This is a genomic window from Enterobacter cloacae complex sp. P18RS (assembly GCF_014982105.1).
Taxonomy (GTDB): domain Bacteria; phylum Pseudomonadota; class Gammaproteobacteria; order Enterobacterales; family Enterobacteriaceae; genus Enterobacter; species Enterobacter hormaechei_C.
The window spans coordinates 15390-26346 of the sequence record NZ_JADCKV010000040.1; the positions used below are offsets into that span (position 1 = coordinate 15390).

Here is a 10957-nt window from a genome sequence, read left to right on the forward strand (position 1 = left end):
TGCTACTTATTCCTCAATTTTACCGCCAGCAGCTTCGATAGCAGCACGAGCACCTTTAGTAACACGCAGGCCACGAACAGTTACCGGAGTAGAAACTTCACCAGCCAGGATCACTTTCGCGAACTCGATCTGGATACCGATAATGTTAGCCGCTTTCAGCGTGTTCAGGTCTACAACGCCGCCTTCAACTTTCGCCAGGTCAGACAAACGGATTTCCGCTGTGATCGCTGCTTTGCGAGAGGTGAAGCCGAACTTCGGCAGACGACGGTACAGTGGCATCTGGCCACCCTCGAAACCGCGACGTACGCCACCGCCAGAACGAGAATTCTGACCTTTGTGACCACGACCACCGGTTTTGCCGAGGCCAGAACCGATACCACGACCCAGGCGTTTACCCGCCTTTTTAGAGCCTTCGGCCGGAGACAGAGTATTTAAACGCATCTCTTACTCCTCAACTTTAACCATGAAGTAAACCGCGTTGACCATACCACGAACAGCAGGAGTATCCTCGCGCTCAACGGTATGACCAATACGACGCAGACCCAGGCCAAGCAGCGTTGCCTTGTGTTTCGGCAGACGACCGATTGCACTGCGGGTTTGAGTGATTTTAATAGTCTTTGCCATGGTCAATTACCCCAGAATTTCTTCAACGGATTTACCACGCTTGGCAGCGACCATTTCTGGAGAATTCATATTTTCCAGGCCATCAATAGTTGCACGAACCACGTTGATCGGGTTGGTGGAACCATATGCTTTAGCCAGAACGTTATGAACTCCAGCAACTTCCAGAACGGCGCGCATTGCACCACCGGCGATGATACCGGTACCTTCGGAAGCTGGCTGCATGAATACACGAGAACCCGTGTGAACACCTTTAACTGGGTGTTGCAGGGTACCGTTGTTCAGCGCGACGTTAATCATATTGCGACGGGCTTTTTCCATCGCTTTCTGGATCGCTGCTGGAACTTCACGCGCTTTACCGTAACCAAAACCAACGCGACCGTTACCATCACCCACTACAGTCAGAGCTGTGAAGGAGAAAATACGACCACCTTTAACGGTTTTAGATACGCGGTTTACCGCGATCAGCTTTTCCTGCAGTTCGCCAGCCTGTTTTTCGATGTGAGCCATCTTACACCTCTACCTTAGAACTGAAGGCCAGCTTCACGGGCAGCATCTGCCAGTGCCTGGACACGACCATGATATTGGAACCCGGAACGGTCAAAGGAAACATTGCTGATGCCTTTTTCCAGAGCGCGTTCAGCGACAGCTTTACCTACAGCTGCTGCGGCGTCTTTGTTACCGGTATACTTCAATTGTTCTGAGATAGCTTTTTCTACAGTAGAAGCAGCTACCAGAACTTCAGAACCGTTCGGTGCAATTACCTGTGCGTAAATATGACGCGGGGTACGATGTACCACCAGGCGAGTTGCACCCAGCTCTTTGAGCTTGCGGCGTGCGCGGGTCGCACGACGGATACGAGCAGATTTCTTATCCATAGTGTTACCTTACTTCTTCTTAGCCTCTTTGGTACGCACGACTTCGTCGGCGTAACGAACACCCTTGCCTTTATAAGGCTCAGGACGACGGTAGGCGCGCAGATCTGCTGCAACCTGACCGATCAGCTGTTTATCAGCGCCTTTCAGCACGATTTCAGTCTGAGTCGGGCATTCTGCAGTGATACCGGCCGGCAGCGGATGCTCAACAGGGTGTGAGAAGCCCAGAGACAGGCCTACTGCATTCCCTTTGATAGCTGCACGATAACCTACACCAACCAGCTGAAGCTTTTTAGTGAAGCCTTCGGTAACACCAACAACCATTGAGTTCAGCAGGGCACGCGCGGTACCAGCCTGAGCCCATCCATCCACGAAACCATCACGTGGACCGAAGGTCAGAGCGTTATCTGCATGTTTAACTTCAACAGCATTGTTGAGGGTACGAGTCAGCTCGCCGTTTTTACCTTTGATCGTAATAACCTGACCGTCGATTTTTACATCAACGCCGGCAGGAATAACGACCGGTGCTTTAGCAACACGAGACATTCTTTCCTCCGATTAGGCTACGTAGCAGATAATTTCGCCACCAAGACCAGCCTGGCGCGCTGCACGATCAGTCATAACACCTTTAGAGGTAGAAACAACTGCGATACCAAGACCAGCCATTACTTTTGGCAGCTCATCTTTTTTCTTATAGATGCGCAGGCCTGGGCGGCTGACACGCTGAATGCTTTCTACAACAGCTTTACCCTGGAAATACTTGAGAGTAAGTTCCAGTTCCGGCTTGGTGTCGCCTTCAACTTTAAAATCTTCGATAAAACCTTCTTCCTTCAGCACGTTGGCAATTGCCACTTTCAGCTTGGCGGAAGGCATGGTGACCGCAACTTTGTTCGCGGCCTGACCGTTACGGATACGGGTCAGCATATCCGCGATCGGATCTTGCATGCTCATCTGTCTTTACTCCCGTGATTCAATTGGTAATTACCAGCTAGCCTTTTTCAAGCCTGGCACTTCACCGCGCATGGCGGCTTCACGCAGTTTGATACGGCTCAACCCAAACTTGCCCACATAACCATGTGGACGACCTGTTTGACGACAGCGGTTACGCTGACGAGACGGGCTGGAATCACGCGGCAGAGACTGCAGCTTGAGAACCGCATTCCAACGATCTTCGTCGGAAGCGTTCACATCAGAAATGATCGCTTTCAGTTCAGCGCGTTTAGCGAAGAATTTATCAGCTAAAGCTACGCGCTTTACTTCGCGTGCTTTCATTGATTGCTTAGCCATTCAGTAACCCTACCTTACTTGCGGAACGGGAAGTCAAAGGCAGCCAGCAGAGCACGGCCTTCTTCATCAGATTTCGCAGTAGTGGTAATGGTAATATCCAAACCACGCACGCGGTCGACTTTATCGTAGTCGATTTCTGGGAAGATGATCTGCTCACGGACACCCATGCTGTAGTTACCACGACCGTCGAAAGACTTAGCGGACAAGCCACGGAAGTCACGGATACGTGGAACAGCAATAGTGATCAGGCGCTCAAGGAACTCCCACATGCGTTCGCCACGCAGAGTTACTTTACAGCCGATCGGATAGCCCTGACGGATTTTGAAGCCTGCAACAGATTTGCGTGCTTTGGTGATCAGCGGTTTTTGACCGGAGATTGCTGTCAGGTCAGCTGCTGCGTTATCCAGCAGTTTCTTGTCAGCGATCGCTTCACCAACACCCATGTTCAGGGTGATCTTCTCGACCCGAGGGACTTGCATGACAGAATTGTAGTTAAACTCAGTCATGAGTTTGTTAACTACTTCGTCTTTGTAGTAATCATGCAGTTTCGCCATCGTACTACTCCAAATTACTTGATAGTTTCGCTGTTAGATTTGAAGAAACGGACTTTTTTACCGTCTTCGAATCTAAAGCCTACACGGTCAGCCTTACCGGTAGCCGCATTGAAGATTGCAACGTTAGAAACCTGAATAGCAGCTTCTTTTTCAACGATGCCGCCTGGTTGGTTCAGGGCCGGAACCGGCTTCTGATGTTTCTTAACCAGGTTAATACCTTCAACGACAAGTTTGCCGGAAGACAGAACATTTTTTACTTTACCGCGTTTACCTTTATCTTTACCGGTTAACACGATAACTTCGTCATCACGACGGATTTTCGCTGCCATGATTCGCTCCTTAGAGTACTTCTGGTGCCAGAGAGATAATTTTCATGAACTTCTCAGTACGAAGTTCACGAGTTACCGGCCCAAAGATACGCGTGCCGATAGGCTGCTCGCTGTTATTGTTTAAAATAACGCATGCATTACCATCGAAGCGAATGACAGAACCGTCAGGGCGACGAACACCCTTCTTGGTGCGCACCACTACCGCCTTCAGCACATCACCTTTTTTGACCTTACCACGTGGAATTGCTTCCTTGATGGTGATCTTGATGATGTCGCCTACGCCTGCGTAGCGACGGTGCGAGCCACCCAGAACCTTGATACACATTACGCGACGTGCACCGGAGTTGTCGGCGACGTTCAGCATAGTCTGTTCTTGGATCATTTTAGTGCTCCGCTAATGTCAACTACTACCTGAGACTCTAAAATCAGAGCCGTTAAAAAGCCCCATATCGAGGGCGCGGCATTATAACACCGCTTCTGCAATATGGGTAGAAAAAATAAACGGCTCATCGCTGAGCCGTTTATTCGTATTGAGAATGCGTACTCTATTACAGAACCGCTTTCTCTACAACGCGAACCAGCGTCCAGGACTTAGTCTTGGACAGTGGACGGCATTCACGGATTTCCACCTTGTCGCCGATACCACATTCGTTGTTCTCGTCATGTACGTGCAGTTTGGTCGTACGCTTGATGAATTTACCGTAGATCGGGTGTTTCACAAAACGTTCGATAGCTACAACAATGGATTTCTCCATTTTATCGCTAACAACACGACCTTGCAGAGTACGGATTTTATCGGTCATTACGCACCCGCCTTCTGAGTCAGTAAAGTCTTAACGCGCGCAACATTGCGACGCACTTGCTTCAGCAGGTGAGTCTGTTGCAGCTGGCCACTTGCAGCCTGCATACGCAGGTTGAACTGCTCACGCAGCAGGTTCAGCAGCTCAGCGTTCAGCTCTTCAACGCTTTTTTCACGCAGCTCTTTTGCTTTCATTACATCACCGTCTTAGTTACAAAGGTGGTTTTGATAGGCAGTTTCGCTGCTGCCAGGCCGAAGGCTTCACGGGCCAGCTCTTCCGGAACACCGTCCATTTCATAAAGGACTTTGCCCGGTTGGATCAAGGCAACCCAGTACTCCACGTTACCTTTACCTTTACCCATACGAACTTCCAGTGGCTTCTCGGTGATCGGTTTGTCCGGGAATACACGGATCCAGATCTTACCTTGACGCTTAACTGCACGGGTCATTGCACGACGTGCTGCTTCGATCTGACGTGCAGTCAGACGACCACGGCCAACAGCTTTCAGACCGAAAGTGCCGAAGCTAACATCCGTACCCTGCGCCAGACCACGGTTGCGGCCTTTGTGCACTTTACGGAATTTTGTACGCTTTGGTTGTAACATCAGCGACGCTCCTTATTTACGGCCTTTACGCTGCTGCTTTTTAGGTTGAGCAGCCGGTTTTTCCGGTTGTTCAACAGCAGCCATACCACCCAGGATCTCACCTTTGAAGATCCATACCTTAACGCCGATTACACCGTAAGTGGTGTGCGCTTCAGAGGTGTTGTAGTCGATGTCAGCACGCAGAGTGTGCAGCGGTACGCGACCTTCGCGGTACCATTCGGTACGTGCGATTTCCGCGCCGCCCAGACGGCCGCTAACTTCAACTTTGATACCTTTAGCGCCCAGACGCATTGCGTTCTGTACAGCACGCTTCATAGCACGACGGAACATAACACGACGTTCCAGCTGAGAAGTGATGCTGTCAGCAACCAATTTAGCGTCCAGTTCAGGCTTACGAACTTCAGCGATATTGATCTGTGCAGGAACGCCAGCGATATCCGCTACGACCTTGCGCAGTTTTTCTACGTCTTCGCCTTTCTTACCGATAACGATGCCAGGGCGAGCAGTGTGAATAGTCACACGGATGCTCTTAGCTGGACGCTCGATAACGATACGAGATACAGACGCTTTAGCCAGTTCCTTAGTCAGGTACTGACGTACTTTAAAATCGCTGTCCAGGTTGTCAGCGAATTCTTTGGTGTTCGCAAACCAGGTAGAGTTCCATGGTTTTACAATACCCAGGCGAATACCATTAGGATGTACTTTCTGACCCATTGCTAGTCTCCAGAGTCTCAGCGATCGGACACAACCACAGTAATGTGGCTGGTGCGCTTCAGGATGCGATCTGCACGACCTTTCGCACGCGGCATAATGCGCTTCATGCTTGGGCCTTCATCTACGAAAATTTTCGCGACTTTCAGATCGTCGATGTCAGCGCCATCGTTGTGTTCAGCGTTAGCAATGGCAGATTCCAGTACTTTCTTGACCAATACCGCAGCTTTCTTGTTGGTATAGGTCAGGATGTCCAGGGCCTGCGACACTTTCTTACCGCGAATCAGGTCAGCAACAAGGCGAACCTTCTGTGCAGAAGAACGAGCATGGCGATGTTGAGCTAAAGTTTCCATCTCTTCCTCCTACCTTATTTCTTCTTCGCTTTTTTATCAGCAGCGTGGCCGCGATAAGTACGAGTCGGTGCGAATTCACCCAGTTTGTGACCAACCATTTCGTCGGTAACAAAGACTGGAACGTGCTGACGACCATTATGGACAGCGATGGTCAAACCGATCATGTTAGGAAAGATCGTTGAACGACGGGACCAAGTGCGCAGGGGCTTCTTGTCTCCGCTTTCCACCGCTTTCTCTACCTTCTTCAGCAAGTGCAGGTCAATAAAAGGACCTTTCTTGAGAGAACGTGGCATGGCTTATCCTCTAAAATTATTTGCTACGGCGACGTACGATAAATTTATCAGTACGCTTGTTGCTGCGGGTCTTCTTACCTTTGGTCTGAACGCCCCACGGAGTTACCGGGTGCTTACCAAAGTTACGACCTTCACCACCACCATGTGGGTGGTCGACTGGGTTCATCGCAGTACCGCGAACGGTAGGACGAACACCACGCCAGCGTGCAGCACCAGCTTTACCCAGAACGCGCAGCATATGCTCAGCATTGCCAACTTCGCCCAGAGTAGCGCGGCAGTCTGCTTCGACTTTACGCATTTCACCAGAACGCAGACGCAGGGTGACATAAGCACCGTCACGCGCAACGATCTGAACGTAAGTACCCGCGGAACGCGCCAGCTGACCGCCTTTACCTGGTTTCATTTCTACGTTATGAACGGTAGAACCAACCGGGATATTGCGCATCGGCAGGGTGTTGCCTGCTTTGATTGCAGCATCAACGCCAGACTGAATCTGGTCGCCAGCTTTCAGGCCTTTAGGGGCCAGGATGTAACGGCGTTCGCCATCTTTGTACAGAACCAGCGCGATGTTCGCGGAACGGTTCGGATCGTACTCAAGACGCTCAACAACTGCTGGGATACCGTCTTTGTTGCGTTTGAAGTCAACAATACGATAAGCCTGCTTGTGGCCACCACCGATGTGACGAGTGGTGATACGGCCATTGTTGTTACGACCACCGGATTTGCTGTTTTTTTCCAGCAACGGAGCAAAAGGTTTGCCCTTGTGCAGCTCAGGGTTAACCACTTTAACTACGTGGCGACGACCCGGAGATGTCGGTTTACATTTAACAACTGCCATTGTATTACTCCTCCGACTTACTCAGCGCCGCCAACGAAGTCCAGGTTCTGGCCTTCTTTCAGGGTGACGTAAGCTTTTTTCCAGTCGCTACGACGACCGATACGCTGTCCGTGACGTTTAACTTTCCCTTTAACTACCAGGGTGTTAACGACTTCGACTTCGACTTCAAACAGTTTCTGCACAGCAGCTTTGATCTCTGCTTTGGTCGCGTCTTTAGCAACTTTGAGAACGATGGTGTTTGTTTTTTCCATCGCAGTAGACGCTTTTTCAGAAACGTGCGGTGCGCGCAGCACCTTCAGCAGACGTTCTTCACGAATCATGCCAGCATCTCCTCAACTTGCTTAACAGCATCAGCAGTCATTACGACTTTGTCGAAGGCGATCAGGCTAACCGGGTCGATACCAGTCGCGTCGCGTACGTCAACCTTGTGCAGGTTACGCGCGGCCAGGAACAGGTTCTCGTCCAGCTCACCGGTGATGATCAGCACATCTTCCAGAGCCATGTCTTTCAGTTTCTGTGCCAGCAGCTTAGTTTTAGGCGCTTCAACAGAGAACTTCTCGACAACGATCAGACGATCCTGACGTACCAGTTCGGACAGAATGCTTTTCAGCGCGCCGCGGTACATCTTTTTGTTAACTTTTTGACTGTGGTCCTGTGGACGCGCAGCGAAGGTCACGCCACCTGAACGCCAGATCGGGCTCTTGATAGAACCTGAACGCGCACGGCCGGTACCTTTCTGGCGCCATGGCTTTTTGCCTGAACCAGTTACTTCAGCACGAGTCTTCTGAGCACGAGTACCCTGACGAGCACCAGCTGCATAAGCAACAACAACCTGGTGAACCAGCGCTTCGTTGAAATCACGACCGAAGGTAGTTTCGGAAACAGTCAGCGCGCTCTGCGCGTCTTTCAATACTAATTCCATTGCTATCCCCTTACGCCTTCACAGCTGGTTTAACGATCAGGTCGCTACCGGTTGCACCCGGGACCGCACCTTTAACCAGCAGCAGGTTGCGCTCAGCGTCAACACGTACTACGTCCAGGCTCTGAACGGTTACACGTTCGTTGCCCAGCTGACCTGCCATTTTCTTGCCTTTGAACACTTTGCCCGGAGTCTGGTTCTGACCGATAGAACCCGGAACGCGGTGAGACAAGGAGTTACCGTGAGTAGCGTCCTGGGTACGGAAGTTCCAGCGCTTAACGGTACCAGCAAAACCTTTACCTTTAGAGGTACCGGTTACGTCAACTTTTTTAACGTCAGCAAACAGCTCAACGCTAATGTCCTGACCTACGGTGAACTCTTCGCCTTCAGCAAGACGGAATTCCCACAGACCACGGCCAGCTTCAACGCCAGCTTTAGCGAAGTGACCCGCTTCTGGTTTGGTTACACGGTTAGCTTTTTTAGCACCAGTGGTAACCTGAATAGCGCGGTAGCCATCGTTAGCCAGATCTTTAACCTGAGTAACGCGGTTTGCTTCAACTTCGATTACGGTTACTGGGATAGAAACGCCATCTTCAGTGAAGATGCGGGTCATACCCACTTTTTTACCGACTAAACCAATCATTGTTTCAACCTCTCAATCGCTCGATGACCTGATTAACCCAGGCTGATCTGCACGTCTACACCGGCAGCCAGATCCAGACGCATCAGAGCATCAACGGTTTTCTCAGTTGGCTCAACGATGTCAACCAGACGCTTGTGAGTGCGGATTTCGTACTGATCACGCGCATCTTTGTTAACGTGCGGAGAGATCAGTACGGTAAAGCGCTCTTTGCGGGTCGGCAGCGGGATCGGACCACGGACTTGCGCACCAGTGCGCTTAGCAGTCTCGACGATTTCCGCGGTTGATTGATCGATCAGACGATGATCAAACGCTTTAAGGCGGATACGGATTCTTTGGTTCTGCATGAGACCAGAGCTCCAATTATTTTATAAACGAAAATGATTACTCCTCAAACCCATTACGATTGATGGGAGAGTGTAACCGTTCTTACGTAGCTCCCCAATTGGGAGCATTGTTGAGTAACAAAGTGAGCTACTCTGGTTCAGATTGAACCCGCCGTCAATTACGACAAGCCCGCGCATTATACGTAAATCAGAGAAAGACGCAAGTGCCGTTTAGAAATTAAGCGCCAAAGACGTACTATACGTAAGGCCGCGCAATTTTTTATGCAAAGTATCCCTTCTCAACTCTTTGTCTGAAGCCGCTACGCAATTGCTGTTTTTACACATTGCCGGGCATGCAGATTATTACGAGTATGCGCTCAAACCATTTTGAGGCTCTCGCTATGCTACTGTCCCTCCCCTTTCTGTTGATCTATTTTGCGTTATCGGCCTTGCTTGTTCGCACCGATATCCGCACGGGGCTTCTTCCCGATAAATTTCTTTGCCCGCTGCTATGGACGGGCCTGCTCTACCAGCTTTGTCTCCATCCTGATTTTTTGCCGAGCGCGGTAGTGGGTGCGATGACAGGATATGCCGGATTCGCCATTATCTATTGGGGATACCGGCTCATCTGCCGACGTGAAGGGATGGGATATGGCGACATAAAATATCTGGCGGCGCTGGGGGCATGGCATGGCTGGTGTGTACTACCAATACTGGCATTAGTGGCCGCGTTAATGGCTCTGCTGTATCTGGTTGCTTTCTCGTTGTTTACCCCTGATAAGCAGGCATTAAAAAACCCACTGCCTTTTGGGCCATTTCTGGCGGCAGCGGGTTTATGCGTTGGCTGGGAAAGCCTGATTAACTTTCCACTTTGATCTGAGACTGAAGGTAGTTCTGTAGGCCAATTTTGCTAATGAGATCCAGTTCGGTCTCAAGCCAGTCGATGTGCCCTTCTTCATCGGCCAGGATCTGGATCATCATATCGCGGCTGACGTAGTCATGTACGCTGTCCGCATAGGCAATGGCTTCACGCAGATCTTTTGCACCCTCCAGCTCCAGCCGGAGATCAGAACGCAGCATCTCTTCGACATCTTCTCCGATGCCCAGTTTTCCGAGATCCTGTAGGTTAGGAATGCCTTCGAGGAATAAAATACGCTCAATGTATTTATCGGCGTGTTTCATTTCATCAATGGACTCATGGTATTCAACATCGTTGAGGCGAGTCAGTCCCCAGTTTTTAAACATTCTTGCATGGAGAAAATACTGATTGATTGCGACAAGCTCATTTCCCAATAATTTATTGAGATAACTTATGATTTTAACATCACCTTTCATTATATAGTCCCTCCGCTTCCACTCATTGAAGCGTAGATCGGGCTACGGGGATGTCAAAAAAAAGATAGAGGCTTACGCGATCTCTTTGAATTCCGGGATCTGCATCAGTTCGTCCTGCATGATCTCACGCGCTGCGCGAACGCATTTACCGCATTGATTTCCCACCGGAACAAACTTGCGAAGCTGCTGGAAAGATTGTGGTTGAAACTGGCGAACGGCCTGACGAATTTTTTTGTCGCTTACACCATTACATAAACAAACGTACATAAAGACTCCCGTTCAAAATATGCGCAAAGTGTAAGTGAGAATGGTTATGATTACAATAGCGCGGGCGTCGGAATACGTGGCGGGAGAAAGCAAAAAATGCGAATTTTTATGACAATGCCCCAACGGCAGAAAACAAAAAAGGACGCCGGAGCGTCCTTTTTATTTCAGGGATAATTAATTAGCCCAGAACTTTAGCAACAACGCC

The 10957-nt window shown here is 50.1% G+C and carries 24 protein-coding genes; 1 reads left to right on the forward strand and 23 read right to left on the reverse strand.

Annotated features, from left to right (window positions below; translation table 11 throughout):
* Positions 1-6: 6 nt before the first annotated feature.
* The 21 genes from rplO to rpsJ form a co-directional block, all read right to left on the reverse strand.
* The gene (rplO, locus tag INF61_RS22170; protein ID WP_003863304.1) at positions 7-441 is read right to left on the reverse strand and encodes a 50S ribosomal protein L15; all 435 of its coding nucleotides are present in this window, start codon (positions 439-441) and stop codon (positions 7-9) included.
* Positions 442-444: 3 nt separating this feature from the next.
* Positions 445-624, reverse strand: a complete 180-nt coding sequence (gene rpmD, locus INF61_RS22175) for a 50S ribosomal protein L30 (protein WP_003863301.1) — start codon at positions 622-624, stop codon at positions 445-447.
* A gap of 6 nt (positions 625-630) precedes the next feature.
* Positions 631-1131, reverse strand: coding sequence for a 30S ribosomal protein S5 (gene rpsE, locus INF61_RS22180; protein ID WP_003863299.1), 501 nt, complete (start codon positions 1129-1131; stop codon positions 631-633).
* Between the two features lie 14 nt (positions 1132-1145).
* Positions 1146-1499: a 50S ribosomal protein L18 gene (gene rplR, locus INF61_RS22185; RefSeq protein ID WP_003863297.1), complete on the reverse strand. Its 354-nt coding sequence runs from the start codon at positions 1497-1499 to the stop codon at positions 1146-1148.
* A gap of 9 nt (positions 1500-1508) precedes the next feature.
* Positions 1509-2042, reverse strand: coding sequence for a 50S ribosomal protein L6 (gene rplF, locus INF61_RS22190; RefSeq protein WP_006178917.1), 534 nt, complete (start codon positions 2040-2042; stop codon positions 1509-1511).
* A gap of 12 nt (positions 2043-2054) precedes the next feature.
* Complete coding sequence (rpsH, locus tag INF61_RS22195) at positions 2055-2447, reverse strand: 30S ribosomal protein S8 (protein ID WP_006178918.1); 393 nt, start codon at positions 2445-2447, stop codon at positions 2055-2057.
* A gap of 30 nt (positions 2448-2477) precedes the next feature.
* Positions 2478-2783, reverse strand: coding sequence for a 30S ribosomal protein S14 (gene rpsN / locus INF61_RS22200; protein WP_003863291.1), 306 nt, complete (start codon positions 2781-2783; stop codon positions 2478-2480).
* Between the two features lie 14 nt (positions 2784-2797).
* Positions 2798-3337, reverse strand: a complete 540-nt coding sequence (gene rplE, locus INF61_RS22205) for a 50S ribosomal protein L5 (protein ID WP_003863290.1) — start codon at positions 3335-3337, stop codon at positions 2798-2800.
* Between the two features lie 14 nt (positions 3338-3351).
* Positions 3352-3666, reverse strand: a complete 315-nt coding sequence (gene rplX / locus INF61_RS22210) for a 50S ribosomal protein L24 (RefSeq protein ID WP_003863287.1) — start codon at positions 3664-3666, stop codon at positions 3352-3354.
* Between the two features lie 10 nt (positions 3667-3676).
* Positions 3677-4048 (reverse strand): 50S ribosomal protein L14, encoded by a 372-nt coding sequence (gene rplN, locus INF61_RS22215; RefSeq protein WP_002919748.1) that lies wholly within the window; start codon positions 4046-4048, stop codon positions 3677-3679.
* 166 nt (positions 4049-4214) lie between these two features.
* Positions 4215-4469: a 30S ribosomal protein S17 gene (gene rpsQ / locus INF61_RS22220; RefSeq protein ID WP_002438707.1), complete on the reverse strand. Its 255-nt coding sequence runs from the start codon at positions 4467-4469 to the stop codon at positions 4215-4217.
* On the reverse strand, positions 4469-4660 hold the full coding sequence (gene rpmC / locus INF61_RS22225; RefSeq protein WP_003863282.1) for a 50S ribosomal protein L29: 192 nt from the start codon (positions 4658-4660) through the stop codon (positions 4469-4471). The genes rpsQ and rpmC overlap by 1 nt, the downstream gene beginning before the upstream one ends.
* Complete coding sequence (gene rplP, locus INF61_RS22230; protein ID WP_002919759.1) at positions 4660-5070, reverse strand: 50S ribosomal protein L16; 411 nt, start codon at positions 5068-5070, stop codon at positions 4660-4662. The genes rpmC and rplP overlap by 1 nt, the downstream gene beginning before the upstream one ends.
* A gap of 12 nt (positions 5071-5082) precedes the next feature.
* Positions 5083-5784: a 30S ribosomal protein S3 gene (gene rpsC / locus INF61_RS22235; RefSeq protein WP_000529945.1), complete on the reverse strand. Its 702-nt coding sequence runs from the start codon at positions 5782-5784 to the stop codon at positions 5083-5085.
* A gap of 17 nt (positions 5785-5801) precedes the next feature.
* Positions 5802-6134 carry a 50S ribosomal protein L22 gene (gene rplV, locus INF61_RS22240; RefSeq protein ID WP_002919773.1) on the reverse strand — a complete coding sequence of 111 codons (333 nt, stop codon included), beginning with the start codon at positions 6132-6134 and terminating at the stop codon, positions 5802-5804.
* Between the two features lie 14 nt (positions 6135-6148).
* Positions 6149-6427 carry a 30S ribosomal protein S19 gene (rpsS, locus tag INF61_RS22245; RefSeq protein ID WP_001138117.1) on the reverse strand — a complete coding sequence of 93 codons (279 nt, stop codon included), beginning with the start codon at positions 6425-6427 and terminating at the stop codon, positions 6149-6151.
* Positions 6428-6443: 16 nt separating this feature from the next.
* Entirely contained in the window at positions 6444-7265 is an 822-nt protein-coding gene (rplB, locus tag INF61_RS22250) for a 50S ribosomal protein L2 (RefSeq protein ID WP_000301859.1), read from the reverse strand.
* Between the two features lie 17 nt (positions 7266-7282).
* Positions 7283-7585, reverse strand: coding sequence for a 50S ribosomal protein L23 (gene rplW, locus INF61_RS22255; protein WP_000617546.1), 303 nt, complete (start codon positions 7583-7585; stop codon positions 7283-7285).
* Complete coding sequence (gene rplD, locus INF61_RS22260; RefSeq protein ID WP_000424395.1) at positions 7582-8187, reverse strand: 50S ribosomal protein L4; 606 nt, start codon at positions 8185-8187, stop codon at positions 7582-7584. The genes rplW and rplD overlap by 4 nt, the downstream gene beginning before the upstream one ends.
* Before the next feature lie 10 nt (positions 8188-8197).
* Positions 8198-8827 (reverse strand): 50S ribosomal protein L3, encoded by a 630-nt coding sequence (gene rplC / locus INF61_RS22265; protein WP_003863274.1) that lies wholly within the window; start codon positions 8825-8827, stop codon positions 8198-8200.
* A 32-nt stretch (positions 8828-8859) separates the two neighbouring features.
* Positions 8860-9171 (reverse strand): 30S ribosomal protein S10, encoded by a 312-nt coding sequence (gene rpsJ / locus INF61_RS22270; protein ID WP_001181005.1) that lies wholly within the window; start codon positions 9169-9171, stop codon positions 8860-8862.
* Positions 9172-9551: 380 nt separating this feature from the next.
* On the opposite strand from rpsJ, the gene INF61_RS22275 reads away from it, so the two are divergent.
* Positions 9552-10025 carry an A24 family peptidase gene (locus INF61_RS22275; protein WP_017383731.1) on the forward strand — a complete coding sequence of 158 codons (474 nt, stop codon included), beginning with the start codon at positions 9552-9554 and terminating at the stop codon, positions 10023-10025.
* Here INF61_RS22275 and bfr read toward each other — a convergent pair.
* Together bfr and bfd are read right to left on the reverse strand one after the other, a co-directional pair.
* Positions 10009-10485 carry a bacterioferritin gene (gene bfr / locus INF61_RS22280; RefSeq protein ID WP_003863270.1) on the reverse strand — a complete coding sequence of 159 codons (477 nt, stop codon included), beginning with the start codon at positions 10483-10485 and terminating at the stop codon, positions 10009-10011. The genes INF61_RS22275 and bfr overlap by 17 nt on opposite strands.
* Positions 10486-10557: 72 nt before the next feature.
* Positions 10558-10752 carry a bacterioferritin-associated ferredoxin gene (gene bfd / locus INF61_RS22285; protein WP_003863268.1) on the reverse strand — a complete coding sequence of 65 codons (195 nt, stop codon included), beginning with the start codon at positions 10750-10752 and terminating at the stop codon, positions 10558-10560.
* Positions 10753-10957 lie beyond the last annotated feature (205 nt).

Bases quoted from the DNA above. Each gene is read 5' to 3' on its own strand.
- rpsS (WP_001138117.1), bottom strand. From the start codon at position 6,427: ATGCCACGTTCTCTCAAGAAAGGTCCTTTTATTGACCTGCACTTGCTG.
- rpsE (WP_003863299.1), bottom strand. From the start codon at position 1,131: ATGGCTCACATCGAAAAACAGGCTGGCGAACTGCAGGAAAAGCTGATC.
- INF61_RS22275 (WP_017383731.1), top strand. From the start codon at position 9,552: ATGCTACTGTCCCTCCCCTTTCTGTTGATCTATTTTGCGTTATCGGCC.
- rplC (WP_003863274.1), bottom strand. From the start codon at position 8,827: ATGATTGGTTTAGTCGGTAAAAAAGTGGGTATGACCCGCATCTTCACT.
- rplX (WP_003863287.1), bottom strand. From the start codon at position 3,666: ATGGCAGCGAAAATCCGTCGTGATGACGAAGTTATCGTGTTAACCGGT.
- bfd (WP_003863268.1), bottom strand. From the start codon at position 10,752: ATGTACGTTTGTTTATGTAATGGTGTAAGCGACAAAAAAATTCGTCAG.
- bfr (WP_003863270.1), bottom strand. From the start codon at position 10,485: ATGAAAGGTGATGTTAAAATCATAAGTTATCTCAATAAATTATTGGGA.
- rpsC (WP_000529945.1), bottom strand. From the start codon at position 5,784: ATGGGTCAGAAAGTACATCCTAATGGTATTCGCCTGGGTATTGTAAAA.
- rplR (WP_003863297.1), bottom strand. From the start codon at position 1,499: ATGGATAAGAAATCTGCTCGTATCCGTCGTGCGACCCGCGCACGCCGC.
- rplP (WP_002919759.1), bottom strand. From the start codon at position 5,070: ATGTTACAACCAAAGCGTACAAAATTCCGTAAAGTGCACAAAGGCCGC.
- rpmD (WP_003863301.1), bottom strand. From the start codon at position 624: ATGGCAAAGACTATTAAAATCACTCAAACCCGCAGTGCAATCGGTCGT.
- rplE (WP_003863290.1), bottom strand. From the start codon at position 3,337: ATGGCGAAACTGCATGATTACTACAAAGACGAAGTAGTTAACAAACTC.
- rplN (WP_002919748.1), bottom strand. From the start codon at position 4,048: ATGATCCAAGAACAGACTATGCTGAACGTCGCCGACAACTCCGGTGCA.
- rpmC (WP_003863282.1), bottom strand. From the start codon at position 4,660: ATGAAAGCAAAAGAGCTGCGTGAAAAAAGCGTTGAAGAGCTGAACGCT.
- rplV (WP_002919773.1), bottom strand. From the start codon at position 6,134: ATGGAAACTTTAGCTCAACATCGCCATGCTCGTTCTTCTGCACAGAAG.
- rplD (WP_000424395.1), bottom strand. From the start codon at position 8,187: ATGGAATTAGTATTGAAAGACGCGCAGAGCGCGCTGACTGTTTCCGAA.
- rplW (WP_000617546.1), bottom strand. From the start codon at position 7,585: ATGATTCGTGAAGAACGTCTGCTGAAGGTGCTGCGCGCACCGCACGTT.
- rplO (WP_003863304.1), bottom strand. From the start codon at position 441: ATGCGTTTAAATACTCTGTCTCCGGCCGAAGGCTCTAAAAAGGCGGGT.
- rplF (WP_006178917.1), bottom strand. From the start codon at position 2,042: ATGTCTCGTGTTGCTAAAGCACCGGTCGTTATTCCTGCCGGCGTTGAT.
- rplB (WP_000301859.1), bottom strand. From the start codon at position 7,265: ATGGCAGTTGTTAAATGTAAACCGACATCTCCGGGTCGTCGCCACGTA.
- rpsH (WP_006178918.1), bottom strand. From the start codon at position 2,447: ATGAGCATGCAAGATCCGATCGCGGATATGCTGACCCGTATCCGTAAC.
- rpsQ (WP_002438707.1), bottom strand. From the start codon at position 4,469: ATGACCGATAAAATCCGTACTCTGCAAGGTCGTGTTGTTAGCGATAAA.
- rpsJ (WP_001181005.1), bottom strand. From the start codon at position 9,171: ATGCAGAACCAAAGAATCCGTATCCGCCTTAAAGCGTTTGATCATCGT.
- rpsN (WP_003863291.1), bottom strand. From the start codon at position 2,783: ATGGCTAAGCAATCAATGAAAGCACGCGAAGTAAAGCGCGTAGCTTTA.